19 protein-coding genes are annotated in these 21,447 nt (G+C 55.7%); 9 read left to right on the top strand and 10 right to left on the bottom strand.

From position 1 onward, the window contains the following. Window positions 1-49: 49 nt before the first annotated feature. The 4 genes from lpxC to mutT all read left to right on the top strand — a co-directional run bounded on the left by lpxC (window position 50) and on the right by mutT (window position 4,963). Entirely contained in the window at window positions 50-967 is a 918-nt protein-coding gene (lpxC, locus tag MOQ06_RS14070) for a UDP-3-O-acyl-N-acetylglucosamine deacetylase (RefSeq protein WP_006810110.1), read from the top strand. A gap of 278 nt (window positions 968-1,245) precedes the next feature. After that, complete coding sequence (secM, locus tag MOQ06_RS14065; RefSeq protein WP_148420082.1) at window positions 1,246-1,749, top strand: secA translation cis-regulator SecM; 504 nt, start codon at window positions 1,246-1,248, stop codon at window positions 1,747-1,749. Between the two features lie 58 nt (window positions 1,750-1,807). Next, window positions 1,808-4,513, top strand: a complete 2,706-nt coding sequence (secA, locus tag MOQ06_RS14060; protein ID WP_148420083.1) for a preprotein translocase subunit SecA — start codon at window positions 1,808-1,810, stop codon at window positions 4,511-4,513. 57 nt (window positions 4,514-4,570) lie between these two features. After that, window positions 4,571-4,963, top strand: a complete 393-nt coding sequence (gene mutT, locus MOQ06_RS14055; RefSeq protein ID WP_176608705.1) for an 8-oxo-dGTP diphosphatase MutT — start codon at window positions 4,571-4,573, stop codon at window positions 4,961-4,963. Between the two features lie 34 nt (window positions 4,964-4,997). On the opposite strand, the gene yacG is transcribed toward mutT, so the two are convergent. The 3 genes from yacG to coaE are packed head-to-tail and all read right to left on the bottom strand — an operon-like array spanning window position 4,998 to window position 6,565. After that, window positions 4,998-5,192 carry a DNA gyrase inhibitor YacG gene (gene yacG / locus MOQ06_RS14050; protein ID WP_003856332.1) on the bottom strand — a complete coding sequence of 65 codons (195 nt, stop codon included), beginning with the start codon at window positions 5,190-5,192 and terminating at the stop codon, window positions 4,998-5,000. Between the two features lie 9 nt (window positions 5,193-5,201). Then, on the bottom strand, window positions 5,202-5,945 hold the full coding sequence (gene zapD, locus MOQ06_RS14045) for a cell division protein ZapD (protein ID WP_242173616.1): 744 nt from the start codon (window positions 5,943-5,945) through the stop codon (window positions 5,202-5,204). Further along, on the bottom strand, window positions 5,945-6,565 hold the full coding sequence (gene coaE, locus MOQ06_RS14040) for a dephospho-CoA kinase (RefSeq protein ID WP_148420085.1): 621 nt from the start codon (window positions 6,563-6,565) through the stop codon (window positions 5,945-5,947). Before coaE ends, zapD begins: the two co-directional genes overlap by 1 nt. Before the next feature lie 228 nt (window positions 6,566-6,793). Here coaE and MOQ06_RS14035 point away from each other — a divergent pair, with 228 nt between their 5' ends. Beyond that, window positions 6,794-7,837, top strand: a complete 1,044-nt coding sequence (locus MOQ06_RS14035) for a GMP reductase (protein WP_242173614.1) — start codon at window positions 6,794-6,796, stop codon at window positions 7,835-7,837. A gap of 33 nt (window positions 7,838-7,870) precedes the next feature. On the opposite strand, the gene hofC is transcribed toward MOQ06_RS14035, so the two are convergent. The 4 genes from hofC to nadC all read right to left on the bottom strand — a co-directional run bounded on the left by hofC (window position 7,871) and on the right by nadC (window position 11,942). Next, on the bottom strand, window positions 7,871-9,055 hold the full coding sequence (gene hofC, locus MOQ06_RS14030; RefSeq protein ID WP_242173612.1) for a protein transport protein HofC: 1,185 nt from the start codon (window positions 9,053-9,055) through the stop codon (window positions 7,871-7,873). Continuing rightward, window positions 9,045-10,424, bottom strand: coding sequence for a type II secretion system protein GspE (gene gspE / locus MOQ06_RS14025; RefSeq protein ID WP_242174433.1), 1,380 nt, complete (start codon window positions 10,422-10,424; stop codon window positions 9,045-9,047). Before gspE ends, hofC begins: the two co-directional genes overlap by 11 nt. A 12-nt stretch (window positions 10,425-10,436) precedes the next feature. Beyond that, complete coding sequence (gene ppdD, locus MOQ06_RS14020) at window positions 10,437-10,874, bottom strand: prepilin peptidase-dependent pilin (RefSeq protein ID WP_242173610.1); 438 nt, start codon at window positions 10,872-10,874, stop codon at window positions 10,437-10,439. 174 nt (window positions 10,875-11,048) lie between these two features. Next, window positions 11,049-11,942 (bottom strand): carboxylating nicotinate-nucleotide diphosphorylase, encoded by an 894-nt coding sequence (nadC, locus tag MOQ06_RS14015; RefSeq protein ID WP_242173609.1) that lies wholly within the window; start codon window positions 11,940-11,942, stop codon window positions 11,049-11,051. An 87-nt stretch (window positions 11,943-12,029) separates the two neighbouring features. Here nadC and ampD point away from each other — a divergent pair, with 87 nt between their 5' ends. Together ampD and ampE are read left to right on the top strand one after the other, a co-directional pair. Next, a complete protein-coding gene (gene ampD / locus MOQ06_RS14010; RefSeq protein WP_242173607.1) occupies window positions 12,030-12,593 on the top strand; it encodes a 1,6-anhydro-N-acetylmuramyl-L-alanine amidase AmpD in 564 nt (187 codons plus the stop codon). Continuing rightward, entirely contained in the window at window positions 12,590-13,444 is an 855-nt protein-coding gene (ampE, locus tag MOQ06_RS14005) for a beta-lactamase regulator AmpE (RefSeq protein WP_148420091.1), read from the top strand. Before ampD ends, ampE begins: the two co-directional genes overlap by 4 nt. Before the next feature lie 18 nt (window positions 13,445-13,462). Here the strand turns inward: ampE and MOQ06_RS14000 are convergent, their stop codons facing one another. The 3 genes from MOQ06_RS14000 to aroP form a co-directional block, all read right to left on the bottom strand. Then, the gene (locus tag MOQ06_RS14000) at window positions 13,463-14,413 is read right to left on the bottom strand and encodes a family 43 glycosylhydrolase (RefSeq protein WP_242173605.1); all 951 of its coding nucleotides are present in this window, start codon (window positions 14,411-14,413) and stop codon (window positions 13,463-13,465) included. Window positions 14,414-14,423: 10 nt separating this feature from the next. Further along, the gene (locus MOQ06_RS13995) at window positions 14,424-15,821 is read right to left on the bottom strand and encodes an MFS transporter (RefSeq protein ID WP_148420093.1); all 1,398 of its coding nucleotides are present in this window, start codon (window positions 15,819-15,821) and stop codon (window positions 14,424-14,426) included. Between the two features lie 162 nt (window positions 15,822-15,983). Continuing rightward, window positions 15,984-17,354, bottom strand: a complete 1,371-nt coding sequence (gene aroP, locus MOQ06_RS13990) for an aromatic amino acid transporter AroP (RefSeq protein ID WP_242173603.1) — start codon at window positions 17,352-17,354, stop codon at window positions 15,984-15,986. 536 nt (window positions 17,355-17,890) lie between these two features. Here aroP and pdhR point away from each other — a divergent pair. Together pdhR and aceE are read left to right on the top strand one after the other, a co-directional pair. After that, window positions 17,891-18,655 carry a pyruvate dehydrogenase complex transcriptional repressor PdhR gene (gene pdhR, locus MOQ06_RS13985; protein ID WP_006173806.1) on the top strand — a complete coding sequence of 255 codons (765 nt, stop codon included), beginning with the start codon at window positions 17,891-17,893 and terminating at the stop codon, window positions 18,653-18,655. Between the two features lie 124 nt (window positions 18,656-18,779). Next, window positions 18,780-21,443 (top strand): pyruvate dehydrogenase (acetyl-transferring), homodimeric type, encoded by a 2,664-nt coding sequence (gene aceE, locus MOQ06_RS13980; RefSeq protein WP_148420095.1) that lies wholly within the window; start codon window positions 18,780-18,782, stop codon window positions 21,441-21,443. Window positions 21,444-21,447: the final 4 nt, after the last annotated feature.

The raw sequence follows: 21,447 nt of genomic DNA, 5'->3' as shown, positions 1-21,447 counted from the left end.
TTAGTGATATACACTCTCGGTTGGATAGTTAATTTGGCGAGATTATACGATGATCAAACAAAGGACACTTAAACGTATCGTTCAGGCGACTGGTGTCGGTTTACATACCGGCAAGAAAGTCACACTGACGTTACGCCCTGCGCCGGCCAATACCGGGGTCATCTATCGTCGCACCGACTTGAATCCACCGGTAGATTTTCCGGCCGATGCCAAATCTGTGCGTGATACTATGCTCTGTACTTGTCTGGTGAACGAGCATGACGTGCGGATTTCTACCGTAGAGCACCTGAACGCCGCCCTGGCGGGTCTGGGTATCGACAACATCATTGTTGAAGTCGATGCGCCAGAAATCCCGATCATGGACGGAAGTGCTGCTCCGTTCGTTTATTTGTTGCTGGATGCCGGCATCGAAGAACTGAACTGCGCGAAGAAATTTGTTCGCATTAAAGAGACCGTTCGCGTCGAAGATGGCGACAAGTGGGCTGAATTCAAACCGTACAATGGTTTTTCGTTGGACTTTACCATCGACTTTAACCATCCGGCGATTGATTCCAGCACCCAGCGCTATGCGATGAACTTCTCTGCGGATGCGTTTATGCGTCAGATTAGCCGAGCACGTACTTTCGGCTTCATGCGCGATATCGAATATTTGCAGTCCCGCGGCCTGTGCCTGGGCGGCAGCTTCGATTGTGCCATCGTTGTTGACGATTATCGCGTACTGAACGAAGACGGCCTGCGTTTTGAAGATGAGTTTGTTCGTCACAAAATGCTGGACGCGATCGGCGACCTCTTCATGTGTGGTCACAATATTATTGGTGCATTTACCGCGTTTAAATCCGGTCATGCGCTGAACAACAAACTGTTGCAGGCAGTCCTGGCAAAACAGGAAGCCTGGGAATATGTGACCTTCGAAGACGAAGCCGAACTGCCGCTGGCGTTCAAAGCACCGACTATGGTCCTGGCGTAACGGTTCAAGCCGTTTCGTAAGAAAAGCGACTGGTTCACCTGGTACTCTCTCCGACCAGGGAAGCCAGTCGTTTTTATTTCTGCACTTCTTTGATTTGTCCCTCTCTGCCTGGCCTGCGTCGGGTGCCGAATAACGGTGTGTTCGCTGCATTATTGACCGTTTTTACCTGCTGCGGGGCGTCATTCCTGCTGCTGTGTATTGGCTTTAGTGGTAATATCTGGGCGCTAAAAAGAATAACTGAACTCAGCCTGCATTGGCGGGCGAATGTGGTGGAGCAAGTGAGCGGAATACTGACGCGCTGGCGACAATTTGGCAGACGTTACTTCTGGCCGCATCTCTTATTAGGGATGGTCGCGGCGAGTCTCGGCTTGCCTGTGCTCAGCAACAGCGCAGAAGCGGCTTCGCCGGCGCGTTCCACCACGACCAAACACGATCTCACCACGCGGGTTAACTTTACTAACCTCGCGTGGCTCGAAGCCAGTCGCCGTCCCAATTTCTCTGTTGATTACTGGCAGCAGCACGCCATCCGCACGGTTATCCGCCATCTGTCGTTCGCGATGGCGCCCCAGACGATGCCTGTTGCTGAAGAAACGCTGCCGGTCCAGGCTCAGCACCTTGCTCTGCTCGATACGCTTAATGCGCTCCTGACGCAGGACAACCAGCCGCCCGTCACCGTGAGTCAGACGGCACAAACCTGTTTTGTTTCCCCCGCATCATTCTCCATTTCGACATGGATTAGCCAGGTTCACGGCATCCGTGCCGGGCCTCAACGCCTCAGCTAAATTAACCTTTTTCAATACCTTAATTTATCTGCCCATCTGGGGCGTTTGAGAATTTATTATGCTAATCAAATTATTAACCAAAGTTTTTGGTAGTCGTAACGATCGTACCCTGCGCCGCATGCGCAAAGCGGTAAACGTCATCAACGGTATGGAACCGGCGATGGAGAAGCTCTCTGATGACGAGCTGAAGGCGAAAACTGCGGAGTTCCGCGCGCGTCTGGAAAAAGGCGAAACCTTAGAGAGCCTGATCCCTGAAGCCTTTGCCGTTGTGCGTGAAGCGAGTAAACGTGTGTTCGGCATGCGTCACTTCGACGTACAGTTGCTCGGTGGTATGGTGCTTAACGAGCGCTGCATCGCGGAAATGCGTACCGGTGAAGGTAAAACCCTGACCGCAACGCTCCCGGCTTACCTGAATGCCCTGACCGGTAAAGGCGTTCACGTTGTGACCGTCAACGACTATCTGGCGCAGCGTGACGCCGAAAACAACCGTCCACTGTTCGAGTTCCTCGGCATGACCGTTGGCATTAACATGTCCGGCCTGCCGGCACCAGCCAAGCGTGAAGCCTATAACGCCGACATCACCTACGGTACCAACAACGAATACGGCTTTGACTACCTGCGCGACAACATGGCGTTCAGCCCGGAAGAGCGCGTGCAGCGCAAGCTGCACTATGCGCTGGTGGATGAGGTTGACTCCATTCTGATCGATGAAGCGCGTACCCCGCTGATTATCTCCGGCCCGGCCGAAGACAGCTCTGAGATGTACCGTAAGGTCGACAAAATCATTCCTCACCTGCTGCGTCAGGAGAAAGAAGACTCCGATACCTTCCAGGGTGAAGGTCACTTCTCCGTCGATGAAAAAGCGCGTCAGGTGAACCTGACCGAACGCGGTCTGGTGAAAATTGAAGAGTTGCTGGTAGCAGAAGGCATCATGGAAGAGGGCGAGTCCCTGTACTCCCCGAGCAACATCATGCTGATGCACCACGTCACCGCCGCGCTGCGCGCGCATGCGCTGTTCACCCGCGACGTCGACTACATCGTCAAAGACGGTGAAGTCATCATCGTCGATGAACACACCGGCCGTACCATGCAGGGGCGTCGCTGGTCTGATGGCCTGCACCAGGCCGTTGAAGCGAAAGAAGGCGTGGATATTCAAAACGAAAACCAGACGCTGGCATCCATCACCTTCCAGAACTACTTCCGTCTTTACGAGAAGCTGGCAGGGATGACCGGTACCGCTGATACCGAAGCGTTTGAATTCAGCTCCATCTATAAGCTGGATACCGTGGTTGTGCCAACCAACCGTCCGATGATCCGTAAGGATATGCCGGACCTGGTGTACATGACCGAAGCGGAAAAAATTCAGGCCATCATCGAAGATATTCGCGATCGTACCGCTAAAGGCCAGCCGGTGCTGGTAGGGACCATCTCCATTGAGAAATCTGAGGTGGTGTCCAACGAGCTGACCAAAGCAGGCATCAAACACAACGTTCTGAACGCCAAGTTCCACGCCAAAGAAGCGGACATCGTTGCGCAGGCGGGCTATCCGGCTGCCGTGACCATCGCCACCAACATGGCGGGTCGTGGTACCGATATTATGCTGGGCGGCAGCTGGCAGGCCGAAGTGGCAGAGCTGGAAAACCCAACGCCTGAACAGATTGCCCAGATCAAGGCCGACTGGCAGGTACGTCACGACGCGGTGCTGGCGTCTGGTGGTCTGCACATCATCGGTACCGAGCGTCATGAATCTCGTCGTATTGATAACCAGCTGCGTGGTCGTGCGGGTCGTCAGGGTGATGCCGGTTCTTCCCGCTTCTACCTGTCTATGGAAGATGCGCTGATGCGTATTTTCGCCTCCGACCGCGTTTCCGGCATGATGCGTAAACTGGGCATGAAGCCAGGCGAAGCGATTGAGCACCCGTGGGTCACTAAAGCGATTGCTAACGCCCAGCGTAAGGTTGAAAGCCGCAACTTCGACATCCGTAAGCAGCTGCTGGAATATGATGACGTTGCCAACGACCAGCGTCGTGCGATTTATACCCAGCGTAACGAACTGCTGGACGTGTCCGACGTGAGCGAAACCATCAACAGCATTCGTGAAGACGTGTTCAAAGCCACTATCGACGCGCATATTCCGCCTCAGTCTCTGGAAGAGATGTGGGATATTGAAGGCCTGCAGGAACGTCTGAAAAACGACTTCGATCTTGAGCTGCCAATCAAAGAGTGGCTGGACAAAGAGCCAGAGCTGCATGAAGAGACCCTGCGCGAACGTATTTACGAAACCGCGCTGGAAGTCTACAAGCGTAAGGAAGAGGTGGTTGGCGCCGAGATGATGCGTCACTTCGAGAAAGGCGTTATGTTGCAGACGCTGGACTCCCTGTGGAAAGAGCACCTCGCGGCGATGGACTACCTGCGTCAGGGTATCCACCTGCGCGGTTATGCGCAGAAAGATCCGAAGCAGGAGTACAAGCGTGAATCCTTCTCCATGTTTGCTGCAATGCTGGAGTCGCTGAAGTACGAAGTCATCAGCACCCTGAGCAAAGTTCAGGTGCGCATGCCGGAAGAAGTGGAGGCGATGGAGCAGCAGCGTCGTGAAGAGGCTGAGCGTCTGGCGCAGATGCAGCAGCTGAGCCACCAGACCGACGAAAGCGAGGCCGCAGCGGCAATCGCAGCGCAGACGGGCGATCGTAAGGTGGGTCGTAACGATCCGTGCCCTTGCGGTTCCGGCAAAAAATACAAGGCGTGCCACGGCCGCCTGAGCTAAGAACATAACAAACTGAAAAGGCGCAGATATCTGCGCCTTTTTTATGGAAGTGCCAATATGAAAACACTGCAAATTGCCGTCGGGATTATTCGCAACCCGCAAAATCAGATCTTCATTACCCAACGTGCAGCCGATGCGCACATGGCCAACAAATGGGAGTTCCCGGGCGGGAAAATCGAATCGGGCGAAACGCCGGAGCAGGCGCTGGTGCGTGAGCTTCAGGAAGAGGTCGGCATTACTCCGATTGGCGCAACGCTGTTTGATAAGCTGGAATACCAGTTTCCGGATCGTCACATCACGCTCTGGTTCTGGCTTGTGCAAAGCTGGGAGGGAGAACCCTGGGGGAAAGAGGGGCAGCCGGGTGGCTGGGTTACGCTTCACGCGAGTGATGCCGAAAAATTTCCTCCGGCAAATGCGCCCGTCATATCCCGGCTAACGGGCAACCCGTAGGCCTGCTAAGCGAAGCGCCAGCAGGCTTTGAACGCTACTGCTGGTTCTCGCTCCAGTCATCGCTATCCGAGAGGTCGCCTTCGCTGGGAATGCGTTTCTCTTCCGCTGCCCATTCGCCCAGGTCAATAAGCTGACAGCGCTTGCAGCAGAATGGGCGAAATGGGCTCACTTCGCCCCAGACAACGGTTTTCCCACAGGTTGGGCAGTTTACGGTAGTTACGTCAGACATCGGCACTCCTTAACAACAGGCCAGTTCAAAATCGAGGCGTTCCGGCACGGTGCCATGTTCGCTGTCCAGCGGCATAAAGCGGATCGCGAAACGGCTTTTATGCCCCGAAATCTGCGGATAAAGCTGCTCGCCTAGAGACAGGTTCAGACGCAGAAGATCCGCATCGTCGCCGTTGTCCTGATAAAAGCCGTTGAGGCTGGTTTGCTTGCGGAACGGGGCAGAATTACGGACAAGATCGAGGATCAGCGATAGCGCCTGATTCATCGGCTCCAGGCTCGCCAGCCAGCCGCTCACCTGGCGATCGCGCTGCTCCTGCGGCATGTGTAACCACATATGCAGCGTTGGCAGATCGAAGCTACAGCATCCGCCCGGTATGCTCAGACGCTGGCGCACCAGCGCGATCAAACGATCTTCTCGCAGAAACTGCCCGACGCGCGGCGCGGCCATCAGCGTCGTGCTGCTGTTTTTCAGCTGCTGGCGTAACGCGTCAATTCGACTTTGGTCCACGCCGGGCACTTCGGCCCAGGCCTGTAGTTTACGCTGCTGGCGTTCCAGCTCTTTCAGCAGCTCAGTGCGGACATCGCCGCGTTCAATTACATCCAGCAGATCGCCCACGTTGCGGAAAAAATGCAGCGCGGTGGCGTGATCGTTGACGGGCAGGTGCTGTGAAAGCTGCTGGATAAGAAATTCTATGCGCAGCCAGGTGCGCATTTTTTCGTTAAGCGGGTGCTCAAAAAGGATATGAGTCGACATTATGGTTTTTCCTGTGCAACGGCCTGCGCGGCGAAGGTCAGATACTGCGCGTGCAGACGAGCAACATCCGATGCAATGGCATCTGGTGCGCCGTTATTATCAATAACATCATCCGCAACGGCAAGGCGCGCTTCGCGCGTGGCCTGAGCGGCAAGAATTTGTTCAGCATGCTCACGAGAAACATGGTCACGGGCCATGGTTCTCTGGATTTGCGTTTCGCGGGAAACGTCAATCACCAGCGTTCTGTCCGCTTTTTTCTGAAGCTGGTTTTCAACCAGCAACGGAACAACCCACAGCACATAGGGCGAGCTGGCTGCGGCCATTTGACGCTGGGTTTCCTGGTGGATAATGGGGTGGAGCAGGGCATTAAGCCAGGCCTTTTCCGCAGGATCGGAAAATATGCATTCACGGAGCTGTCGTCGGTTTAGCGTACCGTCAGCCTGTATAACGCTGCTGCCAAAATGTGCTTCGATGGCATGTAAGGCGGGTGTATTTGGTTCTACCACCTGACGGGCAATGATATCTGCGTCGATAATCGTAATGCCGAGACGAGAAAACGCGTCCGCAACGGTGCTTTTACCACTACCGATGCCGCCGGTTAATGCGACGATATACCCCATTACATAAGATCCTGGGAATTATTCATTTATAAAATCAGTTGCTTAAAGTTCAAACTTTCAACAGCGAATGTTTAGCTCTCTTTACCCGCTTTTTATCAGGTAAATTTATAGGATTGTAGCGTAAAAAAAGTGATTTTCGCAGTCTTGCGGAGCAGGTATTAGTGCGTATGATAGCGTCACTGGAGTTGTGCTTTCACTATTTTTGCCTCTAACCCCAGGAATCCGCACATGCGTATCGAAGAAGATCTCAAGTTAGGTTTCAAAGACGTTCTTATCCGCCCTAAACGCTCTACGCTGAAAAGCCGCTCAGACGTTGAACTCGAACGTCAATTCACCTTTAAGCATTCCGGTCAGACGTGGTCTGGCGTGCCGATTATTGCCGCCAACATGGATACAGTCGGAACCTTCGAAATGGCTACCGCACTGGCGCAGTTCGACATCCTGACTGCGGTACACAAACACTATAGCGCTGAAGAGTGGAATGCGTTTGCTGCCTCCGCCTCTGCTGACGTGGTGAAGCATGTGATGGTGTCTACCGGTACGTCTGATGCAGATTTCGAGAAAACCAGGCAGATCCTGAATGCGAATCCGGCGCTGAATTTTGTCTGTATTGACGTGGCGAACGGCTATTCCGAACATTTCGTGCAGTTCGTCAGCAAGGCGCGTGAAGCCTGGCCAACGAAAACCATCATCGCCGGCAACGTGGTGACCGGAGAGATGTGTGAAGAGCTGATCCTTTCTGGGGCTGACATCGTTAAGGTGGGTATTGGCCCGGGTTCCGTATGCACCACGCGTGTGAAAACCGGCGTGGGTTATCCGCAGCTGTCGGCGGTAATCGAATGCGCTGACGCGGCGCACGGCCTGGGCGGCCAAATCATCAGCGACGGTGGCTGCACCATGCCGGGCGATGTAGCGAAAGCCTTCGGCGGTGGCGCAGACTTCGTCATGCTCGGCGGCATGCTGGCTGGTCACGAAGAGAGCGGCGGTACCGTGGTGGAAGAGAACGGCGAGAAATTCATGCTGTTCTACGGAATGAGCTCTGAATCTGCGATGACCCGTCACGTGGGCGGTGTAGCTAAATACCGTGCCGCGGAAGGTAAAACCGTTAAGCTGCCGCTGCGTGGCCCTGTTGAGAACACGGCGCGCGATATCCTTGGCGGTTTGCGCTCTGCCTGCACCTACGTTGGTGCTTCCCGCCTGAAAGAGCTGACTAAACGCACGACGTTTATCCGCGTTCAGGAGCAGGAAAACCGCGTATTCAATAGCCTCTGACGGCTACAGCTGGCGCGCATCCGTGCGCCAGCGTTAACCCGCGCTCATCGCATCCCCCAGATGGAAAACCGGCAGATACATTGCCACCACCAGCGTACCGATAATCACACCCGTCACGATCAGCAGCAAAGGCTCAAGCATTGCCGCCAGACTGTCCGCCTGCTCAAATGTCCGTTCCGTATGGTGACGTGCGAGATTCAGCAGCATCACGTCCAGGGAACCCGATACTTCTCCGGTGCGTATCAGCTGAATGCACAGGGGCGTAAAAACAGAGGCTTTCTGAAAGGATGACCACACGGGCATACCCCGTTCAATATCGCTGCGCACCGCGCGGATTTTCTCCTGCCAGTAGCCACTCTCAACGGTTTCCTGCACGCTCTCCATCCCGTCTAGAAATGCGATCCCGGCCTGCTGGGTTAAAGACAGCACGGTAAATATTTGTCCCAGCTTTTGCCCGCGCGACAGCGCGCCCATCACCGGTATGCGTAACAGCATATGCTGCCAGCGGGGATGCCGCCGCAGTTTACAGGCGACGATAACCAGCGTCGCGAGCAGGGCGAAAAGGGCGAGGAGATGCGCCTGAATGAAGGTAGCCAGCCCCATGACCGCCTGCGTGAGAAGCGGAAGCGGGGTGTTAAACGTTTTGTATATCGCGGCAAACTCGGGCAAAACCAGCGTAACCATGGCCAGCACCACGACAACGGCCAGCGTCAGGACGATCGCCGGGTAGCGCAGCGCTTTCTTCACTTTTGCACTCAGCAGCTGCTGGGATTTCTGCTGCTGCGCGAGCTGGCGACAGCACGCTTCGAGCTGTCCCGTCAGTTCACCCGTTTTCACCATGGAGATATAAAGAGGGCTAAACACCTCTGGCCACTTCTTCATTGCCTCTGATAAGGCGTAACCTTCGCTCAGATCCTCAGCAAGGCTATGCAGCAGCGCCTGCCACTGCCGTAAAGGATGCTGTTCCGCCAGCATCTGCAGGCTTTGGGATAGCGTGAGCCCGGCCTGCAACAGCGTGGCGAGCTGGCGAAAAATATCGTAGCAGTGGTGTACCTGCCATCGATGGCGCTGCTGGCAGCGCCTGAGCTCCAGCGGATGAAGCTGTTTACGCACTAATGCGGCGTAAGCTGCATCATGGTCGATGGCCCAGAGGGTGCCGGTCTGTACGTCACCCTCAATGGTCAGCGCGCGCCAGCGCCAGAGGGCGTTAGCAGCCATCGGGCATGCCCAGTACGCGCAACAGCTCTTCGAGCGTGGTTAGCCCTTGTTCAACGGCCATACAGCCGTGTTCGAACAACGACGTCATTCCCGCCTGACGTGCGCTGGAGCCAATCACCTCTGTACTCGCTCCACTGGCAATAGCCTGCCGGAGCGCGTCATCGATGACGAGCACTTCAAAGAGGGCTACGCGGCCATAAAATCCGTGATAACAGCGATCGCAGCCGGTAGGTTGCCAGCGCGGAAGCGGCCGGGGCCACAGGCTGCGAGGGAGGTCGGCGTGGCGGCTTGCCTCCTGTCGACAGTGCGGGCACAGCCGACGCACCAGCCGCTGGGCAACCACCATTGAGAGCGCAGAAGAGATCATCCAGCGCGCGACGCCCATCTGTTCCAGCCGTACCAGCGCTTCGGTAGTCGAGTTAGTGTGAAGCGTGGAGAGCACCAGATGCCCGGTTTGCGCGGCCTTAATGGCAATTTCTGCCGTTTCGCCGTCACGAATTTCCCCCACCATGATGATATCGGGATCCTGGCGAAGCAGGGCGCGCAGCACGCTCTGAAAGGTCAGCCCGGCGCGCGGGTTAATCTGCGTCTGGTTCAGGCCTGCAAGGGGGATTTCTACAGGATCCTCCACGCTGCAAATATTAACGTCAGGGGTATTTCGCGCCTGCAGCGCGCTGTACAGCGTCACCGTTTTTCCGCTACCGGTCGGGCCGGTGACCAGAATCAGTCCCTGCGGGCCGTTTAGCACTCCGGCAAAGCGCAACTGCTGGTCTGCGCTCATGCCCAGCCGATCGAGCTCCAGCGCTTGCTGTACCTGGTGAAGCAGGCGCAGCACGATTTTTTCTCCGCCGCTACAGGGAAGCGTTGCGATACGAAACGAGACGGGGCTGCTTTCCAGCTCCACCGTAAACTGGCCGTCCTGCGGCAAGCGGCGCTCGGCAATATCCAGCTGGCCCAGCACCTTCAGGCGCGCGGCCAGCGTCGCCCCGAGAGCAGCCGCGATCGGCGGTTGCGGGTAGAGAACGCCGTCAATCCGCAGGCGGATCTGGTAGCCATTTTCCGCTGGTTCAATATGGATGTCGGATGCCCGCTGGCTTACCGCCTGCTGCAGGATCGTATTGAGAACGTCAGCGGCCGAGCCTGGCGCTATGCCCGGCAGGTGCAATGATGTGACGGACTGGCGCCGTTTTTCCATGCGCTCGGCCGTCCAGCACTCTATATCAATACGCTTTTGAGTGGCGAAGCGTAAAGCCTCCATCAGTTCAGAGGCCGGGTTTCCCACCACGGCAATGCTTATCATGTCCGCGTCGCTTGCCAGCAGCAGGGCGTGATGGCGCTGGCAGAGGGTCATAAGCTGTTCGGTGTTCATCATCCACTCCTGTCAGTTATTGTCGAAGCGGAAAACGTCTTCGCAGGCTTGCCTGAGCGCAGCGTCGGACACTATTTTGCAGTCACGCGTCCAGCCCGTCATGCCGTTGCCGTCGCTCCAGATCGGCGTCATCAGAACCTCAAGCCCGTTCAGGCTCTCCTGTCCTGTTAACGACACCACGCCCTTCGCCACGCTCATTGCCGAAACGTAGCGTGTGGTTGTCGGTGAGGGAATGCCGCTGGTGCCCGCGTCGCAGCGCTCCACACCGCCGTGATCCAGAGCGCAAAGCTCAATGGCGGTGCGGTAGGGGATGAACGTTTGCAGCATATCGGTGAGCGCCGCTTTACGCAGGTAGTTCTGATAGGCCGGGACGCCAATTGCGCTCAGGATGGCAATAATGCCAATGACGACCATTAGCTCAATCAGCGTAAATCCTTGTTGTCTGTTCATGTCTGCTCCTTACGTTAAGTGGCGCTACTGTGGCAGTGCCAGCGCGCAGAAACGAGGAGCAAAAGCGTGAACGTGAAGGGGCTTTCAGGGGTTTTATTGAGCGTTGCAGAGAAGAGCAGCGTAAATGCGAGCGGTCTCGTATTTCCCCTCTCCGGGCGGAGAGGGGAGGACTCGTTATTTGAAGCGCATAGAGAGGTCGAGGGCGCGTACGTGCTTGGTCAGCGCGCCAACGGAGATGTAATCAACGCCGGTTTCAGCAAACTCGCGGATGGTGTCAAACGTCACGTTGCCGGACACCTCAAGCTGCGCCTGGCCGTTGGTGCGTTTAACCGCCTCACGCATCTGCTCCGTGTCGAAGTTATCAAGCATGATAATGTCTGCCCCGGCTTTGATGGCCTCGTCCAGCTCCTCCAGATTTTCCACTTCCACTTCGACCGGCACGTCCGGGTGCAGCCAGAAGGCTTTCTCCACGGCCTTACGCACGGAGCCGGAAGCAATAATATGGTTCTCTTTAATCAGGAAAGCATCGGACAGCCCCAGACGATGGTTTGCGCCGCCGCCGCAGAGCACGGCGTATTTCAGGGCGGTACGCAGGCCCGGCAGGGTTTTACGGGTATCCAGCAGCTGGGTGCGGGTACCTGCCAGCAGATCTACGTAGCGGCGTACCTCACTGGCGACGCCGGAGAGCGTTTGCACGAAATTGAGCGCGGTGCGTTCACCGGTCAGCAAGACCCGGGATGGGCCGTCCAGCTCGAATAGTGGCTGACCGGCGGTTACCGCATCGCCATCAGCAACATGCCACGTTACCTGCACATCGTCGCCCGCCAGCTGGGTAAAGACCTCCTCAACCCAGCGTTTGCCGCAGAAAACCCCCGCTTCGCGGGTGATAATGACCGCGTGCGAGCGTGTCTCTTCCGGCAATAATTGTGCGGTAATATCGTTGTCGGCGCTGACGTCGCCGCCCAGATCTTCCTTCAGGGCATGGGCAACGCTTGCCGGAATATCACTATTAATACGTTCCAGAAGCGCGTCACGTCGGTGGTCGGGGTTGTAGCGGCGAGGCGGCATGATAAAACTCCAAATTGGTAACGAATCATAATATTGAAACATGCTACTCTGAACCGAGTAACAGCACCACAGATAAGGAGTTCTAGCATGTTGTTAGAGAACGGATGGCTGGTGGACGCGCGGCATTTACCGTCGCCGCACCACGATTGCCGCCCGGAGGATGAAAAGCCCACACTGCTGGTGGTTCACAATATTAGCCTCCCGCCGGGGGAGTTTGGCGGACCGTGGATCGATGCGTTATTCACTGGAACGATAGATCCCAATGCCCATCCCTTTTTCGCTGAAATTGCGCATCTGCGCGTCTCGGCACACTGTCTGATCCGTCGTGATGGTGAAGTGGTTCAGTATGTTCCTTTTGACAAGCGTGCCTGGCATGCCGGCGTATCCATGTACCGGGGGCGCGAGCGCTGCAATGATTTCTCCATTGGGATTGAGCTGGAAGGAACGGACACCACCCCTTACACCGATGCGCAGTATCAGAAACTGGCTGCTGTGACGCAAACGCTTGTCGGGCTCTATCCCGCAATAGCAAAGAATATTACGGGGCACTGCGACATCGCCCCCGAAAGGAAAACCGACCCCGGCCCGGCGTTTGACTGGTCCCGGTTTCGCGCCATGCTTACCACGTCGTCAGATAAGGAGATAACATGACGTTGTTTACCATGCTGCTGGTTATGATCGCTGAGCGCCTGTTTAAGCTCGGCGAGCACTGGCATCTGGATCATCGGCTGGAGGTGTTATTCCGCCGCATCAGACATTTTTCCATGCTGCGCACGCTGCTGATGACGGCAGGTGTGATGGTGATTACGTTCCTGCTGCTGCGCTCGCTGTACGGCCTTTTTTTCAACGTGCCGCTGCTGGTGGTGTGGATCCTGCTGGGCGTGCTGTGCATTGGCGCGGGCAAGGTGCGTTTGCACTATCACGCCTACCTGAAGGCCGCCTCCCGTGATGATGCCCACGCGCGCGGTGCGATGGCGAGCGAGCTGACGATGATCCACGGCGTACCGCCGGACTGCGATGAACGTGAATTTCTGCGCGAGCTGCAAAACGCGCTGCTGTGGATCAACTTCCGTTACTACCTGGCACCGCTGTTCTGGTTTGTGGTGGGCGGTCCGTGGGGGCCGGTACTGCTGATGGGCTATGCGTTCCTGCGCGCCTGGCAGACCTGGCTTGCCCGCTACCTTACGCCGCATGAGCGTTTACAGTCCGGTATTGACGCCATTCTGCACGTGCTTGACTGGCTTCCGGTGCGTCTGGTGGGGGTTGTCTATGCTCTCATCGGGCATGGTGAAAAAGCCCTGCCCGCGTGGTTTGCTTCCCTTGCGGACCGCCACACCGCGCAGTATCAGGTGTTAACCCGTCTGGCGCAGTTCTCGCTGGCGCGCGAGCCGCACACGGATAAAGTAGCAACGCCAAAAGCCGCCGTCTCGATGGCAAAGAAAACCTCGTTTGCGGTGGTGGTGATTGTGGCGCTGCTGACAATTTACGGCACGCTGGTCTGACCCGGCGCGCCGAAGCCGTTACAGCGTATCCGCAGGCGGGATGCCGAAATCAGGCATCCCGTTTTCGTCCCAGCGGACGCGTTTCAGACGCGTGTGGCGATTCGGATCGTAAAGCGGATCGCCCTCAATTTCAGTGTAGTTTCGCGCGTGGTAGACCAGCACATCGTCGCCCTCTGGCGTCTGCGTAAAGCTGTTATGGCCTGGCCCGTACTGACGGTTTTCGTAGCTGGTCACGAATACCGGGCGCGAGGATTTATGCCAGTTCGCCGGGTTTTGCGGATCGGCATGCAGGTCTATCCACAGTAGCCCCATGCAGTAGTTCTCATCGGTGGCGCTGGCGGAGTAGCTAATAAACAGCTTATCGCCATGGAACAGCACCGCCGGTCCTTCATTGACCCAAAACCCGCGGCATTCCCAGTCGTATTCCGGCTTACTGAGCATTACCGGCTCGCCTTTTAGCGTCCACGGATTTTCCATTTCACACAGATAAAGGTTGGAGTTACCGGCAATATCCGGCGCTTTTTGCGCCCACAGGTACCAGCGTTTTCCCTGATGCACAAAGGTGGTGGCGTCCAGCGCGAAGGTGTCAAACGGCGTTGTAATTTGCCCTTTTTCCACCCAGGTACCGGTGAGCGGATCGGGGTCTGCGCATTCGAGCGCAAACATACGGTGCTGGAACATCCCGAGTTCGTCGAGCGCCTGGGTATGCGTCGCGGCATAATAGATGTACCACCTGCCGTCGATATGATGCAGTTCCGGCGCCCAGATCAGCTGGCTCATCGGGCCGGTGTCGGGCTTGCGCCAGACCACCACCTCTTCGGCACCGGGTAAACCTTCCAGCGAGTCCGCGCGGCGGAGCGCCAGCCGGTCGTACTGGGGCACGGAGGCGATGAAATAGTACTGCCCTTCGTGGTGCAGGATGTAAGGATCGGCGCGTTGTTCAATAAACGGGTTTGGCCAGGTTTGCATTCGACTTTCCTTATTTTGTCTCAGCGGCGCTGAGTTCCTGATACTCGTTCAGCTCGCGGTAGTTATTGCGACGTTTCTCCAGGTCTTCCTGGATCCGCTTCATCGTCTCCCGGTCAACCTTCAGCAGACGTACCACGCCTGCGGTAATGAGATATCCAATGCCGGGAATAACGGTGAAGAGCAGGACGATCCCGTTAATGGCGTCCGCGCTTTGCGCTTTTGCGCCTGCGTCATAGCCGTACCAGGAGAGCAGGAAGCCAACCATCGCCCCGGCTATCGCCAGCCCCAGCTTGAGGAAGAAAATGTTGCCGGAGAAGCTGATCCCGGTGATACGTTTCCCGGTTTTCCACTCGCCGTAGTCGTCCACGTCGGCCATCAGGGACCAGTGCAGCGGGGATGGGATCTGGTGCAGAATGTTCAGCAGGAAGTAGAGCACCACAATGGTGGTCGTCGCTTTCGGATCGAAGAAGTAAAAGGCGCAGGAGAAAATGGCCAGCGCGATGTTGGTCCAGAAGAAGACCTTCAGCTTGCACCAGCGGTCGGTCAGCACTTTCGCCAGCATGCTGCCGAACATCATGCCGACGACGCCCAGGCTGATAAACAGCGTGGCGAAGTGGGTGCTTTGCCCCATGACCCAGGTGACGTAATACATGGTTGCCGCCATGCGGATAAAGCCCGGGCAGACGTTGCAGAGCGTGAGGAGCAGAATACGCACCCACTGGTCGTTCTTCCACACGTCCTTCAGGTCGTTTTTCAGCTCATCATGGCTTTGCACCGCCGGGCGTACGCGCTCGCGCACGGTGGCGAAGCAGAACAGGAACATACAGGTACCAACCAGCGCCAGGACGGTCATCGCCATCTGGTAGCCTTTGGCTTTGTTATCCCCGCCGAACCAGTCCGCCATTGGCAGCAGCGTCAGCGACAGCAATAGCGTGGCGATTCCCACCATCACAAAGCGATAGGACTGGCAGGCGACGCGCTCTTTCGGGTCGTTGGTGATCACGCCACCGAGCGAGCAGTAAGGAATGTTGATTGCCGTGTAGGTCAGCGAAAGCAGGAAATAGGTGACGAACGCATAGATAACTTTGCTGTTATAGCTCCACTCCGGGGTGGTGAACATCAGAATGCTGAACAGCGCGTAGGGGAAGGCAATCCACAGCAGCCATGGACGAAACCGGCCATATTTGCTGCGGGTACGGTCGGCAATGGCACCCATAATCGGGTCTGTTACCGCATCAATGACGCGGACAGACAGCAGTAAAACCCCGACCAGCGCAGGAGCCAGACCAAAAATATCCGTATAAAAATAATTAACAAACAACATGATGGCGCCAAAAATAATGTTGCATCCGGCGTCACCCATGCCATAGCCGATCTTTTCTTTTACTGAAAGTTTGTTGTTATCCATCGACAGCTCTCCGGGTTTCGGTATGGAGAGAATTATTTGCTGGCAAACAAATATATGCGTAGCAGTATAAGGTCGGTGATATGGATAAATTTGCTGTTGGCGTGAATTTGTGAGGAAGGTAACAGGATGCTGTGCCCGCGAGCGCGGACACAGCGAGGGGGATTAGTGTGCTTTCACCGTTTTGGCATTTTTCTGTCTTACCATATAGCCCACGCCCAGGATCGCAATCCAGACCGGGATCAGGTAGACGGAAATCGCCATGCCGGGGGTGATGAGCATGATGACCAGCACGGCCGCCATGAACAGCAGGCACACCCAGTTACCCAGCGGATAGAGCAGGGCAGGGAAGCGAGTGGTCACGCCCTGCTGCTGCTTGGCGCGGCGGAATTTAATGTGCGCGAGGCTGATCATCGCCCAGTTGATTACCAGGGCAGAAACCACCAGCGCCATCAGCAGGCCGAAGGCCGATTCCGGCGCGAGGTAGTTAATCAGCACGCACAGCGCCGTCACTACCGCCGAAACGATGATGGTGTTAACCGGTACGCCGCGTTTATCAACGGTGAGCAGCGCTTTTGGCGCGTTGCCCTGCTGCGCCAGGCCGAACAGCATACGGCTGTTGCAGTAAACGCAGCTGTTATACACGGAGAGCGCGGCGGTCAGCACCACGACGTTGAGCGCGTTCGCCACGAAGGTGTCGCCCAGCTCGTGGAAGATCAGCACAAACGGGCTGGTATCCGCCGTGACGCGCGTCCACGGCAGCAGAGCGAGCAGTACCGCCAGCGAGCCTACATAGAAGATAAGGATGCGGTAGATAACCTGGTTGGTGGCTTTCGGGATGCTGTGCTCCGGGTTGTCGGCTTCAGCGGCGGTGATGCCCACCAGCTCCAGACCGCCGAAGGAGAACATAATGATTGCCATCATCATTACCAGCCCGGTCATGCCGTGCGGCAGGAAGCCGCCCTGTTCCCAGAGGTTGCGCACCGTGGCCTGCGGGCCGCCGTTGCCGCTGAACAGCAGCCAGCCGCCAAAGACGATCATCGCCACAACGGCAATAACTTTGATAATGGCGAACCAGAACTCCATCTCCCCGAACACTTTTACGTTGGTCAGGTTAATGGCGTTGATCAGGACGAAGAAGACCGCCGCAGACGCCCAGGTGGGGATCTCCGGGTACCAGAACTGAATGTATTTACCGACGGCGGTCAGCTCGGCCATGGCAACCAGAACGTACAGAACCCAGTAGTTCCAGCCGGAGGCGAAGCCTGCAAAGCTGCCCCAGTATTTGTATGCAAAGTGGCTGAAAGAGCCTGCGACCGGCTCCTCGACAACCATTTCGCCCAGCTGGCGCATAATCAGAAAAGCAATGAAACCCGCAATCGCGTAACCCAGAATAATGCCCGGACCGGCAGACTGGATAACGGACGCACTGCCCAGAAACAGGCCAGTACCAATAGCACCGCCCAGTGCGATGAGCTGAATATGGCGGTTTTTAAGGCCGCGCTTTAGCTGATCGCCGTGCTGTTGAGCTTCCATTTGAAACCTCGTGTGTGGTTGTTATGTTCACGCTGTGCGTGTGTAATTATGAAAGTCCATATTCTGTATTTATTTCTTTACGGTTAACGATACCGAAAAAAGCGGAGATGGCTTCCGTTAGCGCAAGAATAGTGGTAAGCGCCAGCGAATGCACCTGCTTTATGAAGGGATGATGACCACTTGAATAAAAAGAAACCAATTGTAAATCGGTACGTTAACCCCTCATACCCAACCTATAGAATAGAAATGCGCAAGAAGTGGGCGAATTTTCATTTTTTGCCTTGTTGAATCGCTTCAGATTGCAAAAACCCTCGTTTCATTATGGTTAAAACTGCCTCTTTGGTAGTAACCAACTCATTTGTGCAAAGTTACATTCCTGAAACGTTAGTTCTGTAAGGTTGTTAAAATGTGCCGGGTTTACTGATTTCAATCAAAACCAATATGGACAGAAGGTGAATACTTTGTTACTTTAGCGATACGAACATGAAATTGGTAAGACCAATTGACTCCGGGCAAAAAGGCGTAAGACAGGGAATATGGCCTACAGCAAAATTCGCCAACCAAAACTTTCCGATGTGATTGAGCAGCAGCTGGAGTTTTTAATTCTCGAAGGGACACTGCGCCCGGGCGAGAAGCTCCCGCCAGAACGCGAGCTGGCAAAACAGTTCGACGTTTCACGTCCCTCTTTGCGTGAGGCGATTCAACGTCTCGAAGCAAAGGGCCTGTTGCTCCGTCGCCAGGGTGGCGGAACCTTTGTGCAAAACAGCCTGTGGCAGAGCTTCAGCGATCCGCTGGTAGAACTTCTCTCTGACCACCCAGAATCCCAGTTTGATCTGCTTGAGACCCGTCACGCGCTGGAAGGTATCGCGGCCTATTACGCCGCCCTTCGCAGCACTGATGAAGATCGCGTGCGTATTCGCGAGTTGCATCAGGCCATTGAACGGGCACAGCAGTCCGGCGACTTAGACGCCGAATCCAGCGCCGTCGTCCAGTATCAAATTGCCGTCACCGAAGCTGCACACAACGTGGTGCTCCTCCATCTGCTACGCTGCATGGAGCCGATGCTGGCCCAGAACGTTCGTCAGAATTTTGAATTGTTGTATGCCCGTCGGGAGATGCTCCCGCTGGTAAGCAACCATCGCACCCGAGTATTCGAGGCGATAATGGCCGGGGAACCGGAGCAGGCGCGCGAAGCGTCGCACCGCCATCTGGCTTTCATTGAGGAAATCTTGCTGGACCGCAGCCGTGAACAATCGCGTCGCGAACGTTCATTACGCCGCATACAGCAACGAAAGGATTAAGCGCCAGGTATTTTTTAGAGCGCGGCAACTAAACGCAGAACCTGTCTTATTGTGTTTTCTGGCGAAAATACAATGGGACAGGTTCCAGACAAATCAACGTATTAGATAGATAAGGAATACCCCCATGTCAGAACGTCTCCAAAATGACGTGGATCCGATCGAAACTCGCGACTGGCTACAGGCGATCGAATCGGTCATCCGTGAAGAAGGTGTTGAGCGCGCTCAGTATCTGATTGATCAGCTGCTTTCAGAAGCGCGCAAAGGCGGCGTGAAAGTGGCTTCAGGTGCAGGGGCTAGCAACTACGTAAACACGATTGCCGTCGAAGACGAACCGGAATACCCGGGCAATCTGGATCTGGAACGCCGTATCCGTTCTGCTATCCGCTGGAACGCCATCATGACCGTTCTGCGCGCATCCAAGAAAGATCTGGAGCTGGGTGGCCACATGGCGTCCTTCCAGTCCTCTGCTACCGTTTACGAAGTGTGCTTCAACCACTTCTTCCGTGCAGCCAACGAGAAAGATGGCGGCGATCTGGTGTACTTCCAGGGCCACATCTCTCCGGGCATCTATGCACGTGCCTTCCTGGAAGGTCGTCTGACTGAAGAGCAGATGAATAACTTCCGTCAGGAAGTTCACGGTAAAGGCCTGTCTTCTTACCCGCACCCTAAACTGATGCCTGAATTCTGGCAGTTCCCGACCGTATCTATGGGTCTGGGTCCAATTGGTGCGATCTACCAGGCTAAATTCCTGAAGTATCTGGAACACCGTGGTCTGAAAGATACCTCCGAGCAGACCGTTTACGCCTTCCTGGGCGACGGTGAAATGGATGAGCCAGAATCTAAAGGCGCGATCACCATCGCGACCCGTGAGAAGCTGGACAACCTGTGCTTCATCATCAACTGTAACCTGCAGCGTCTGGATGGTCCGGTAACCGGCAACGGCAAGATCATCAACGAACTGGAAGGCATCTTCGCAGGTGCTGGCTGGAACGTGATTAAAGTCATGTGGGGCGGTCGTTGGGATGAGCTGCTGCGCAAAGACACCAGCGGTAAGCTGATTCAGCTGATGAACGAAACCGTTGACGGCGACTACCAGACCTTCAAATCCAAAGACGGTGCCTACGTACGTGAGCACTTCTTCGGCAAATATCCTGAAACCGCAGCCCTGGTTGCAGACTGGACTGACGAGCAGATCTGGGCCCTGAACCGCGGCGGTCACGATCCGAAGAAAGTCTACGCTGCACTGAAAAAAGCGCAGGAAACCAAAGGTAAAGCGACTGTAATCCTGGCCCACACCATCAAAGGTTACGGCATGGGTGATACCGCAGAAGGTAAAAACATCGCTCACCAGGTTAAGAAAATGAACATGGACGGCGTGCGCTATATCCGCGACCGTTTCAACGTTCCAGTGACCGACGAGCAGGTTGAAAACCTCTCTTACATCACCTTCCCGGAAGGCTCTGAAGAGCACAAGTACCTGCACGAACGTCGTCAGGCGCTGAAAGGCTACCTGCCAGCCCGTCAGCCGAACTTCACCGAGAAGCTGGAACTGCCGGCGCTGGAAGATTTCTCTCAGCTGCTGGAAGAGCAGAACAAAGAGATCTCTACCACTATCGCCTTCGTTCGTGCCCTGAACGTGATGCTGAAGAATAAGTCGATCAAAGATCGTCTGGTTCCAATCATCGCCGACGAAGCGCGTACTTTCGGCATGGAAGGTCTGTTCCGTCAGATCGGTATCTACAGCCCGAACGGCCAGCAGTACACCCCGCAGGACCGTGAGCAGGTTGCCTACTACAAAGAAGACGAGAAAGGTCAGATCCTGCAGGAAGGTATCAACGAGCTGGGCGCAGGCGCTTCCTGGCTGGCTGCTGCGACCTCTTACAGCACCAACAACCTGCCGATGATCCCGTTCTACATTTACTACTCCATGTTCGGGTTCCAGCGTATCGGTGACCTGTGCTGGCAGGCAGGCGACCAGCAGGCTCGCGGCTTCCTGATTGGTGGTACTTCCGGTCGTACGACCCTGAACGGTGAAGGTCTGCAGCACGAAGATGGCCACAGCCACATCCAGTCTCTGACTATCCCTAACTGTATCTCTTACGACCCGTCTTACGCGTACGAAGTGGCAGTCATCATGCATGACGGTCTGCAGCGCATGTACGGCGAAGCGCAAGAGAACATTTACTACTACATCACAACCCTGAACGAAAACTACCACATGCCGGCAATGCCAGCAGGTGCCGAGGAAGGTATCCGTAAAGGTATCTACAAACTCGAAACCATCGAAGGTAGTAAAGGTAAAGTTCAGCTGCTGGGCTCAGGCTCTATCCTGCGTCACGTTCGTGAAGCAGCGCAGATCCTGGCGAAAGACTACGGTGTGGGTTCCGACGTGTACAGCGTGACCTCCTTCACTGAACTGGCGCGTGATGGCCAGGACTGTGAGCGCTGGAACATGCTGCACCCAATGGAAACCCCACGCGTTCCGTACATCGCTCAGGTGATGAACGACGCGCCAGCGGTGGCGTCTACTGACTATATGAAACTGTTCGCTGAGCAGGTTCGTACTTACGTTCCAGCTGATGATTATCGCGTACTGGGTACTGACGGCTTCGGTCGTTCTGACAGCCGCGAAAACCTGCGTCACCACTTCGAAGTTGATGCTTCTTACGTGGTTGTAGCAGCACTGGGCGAACTGGCTAAACGTGGCGAAATCGATAAGAAAGTGGTTGCGGAAGCAATTACCAAATTCAACATCGATGCAGATAAAGTTAACCCGCGTCTGGCGTAAGAGG

The sequence above is a fragment of the Enterobacter sp. I4 genome (genome assembly GCF_022669095.1).
GTDB lineage: Bacteria > Pseudomonadota > Gammaproteobacteria > Enterobacterales > Enterobacteriaceae > Enterobacter > Enterobacter pasteurii.
The sequence above is the reverse complement of the archived record's forward strand: the minus strand, read 5'-3'. Positions and strand labels throughout refer to the sequence as shown.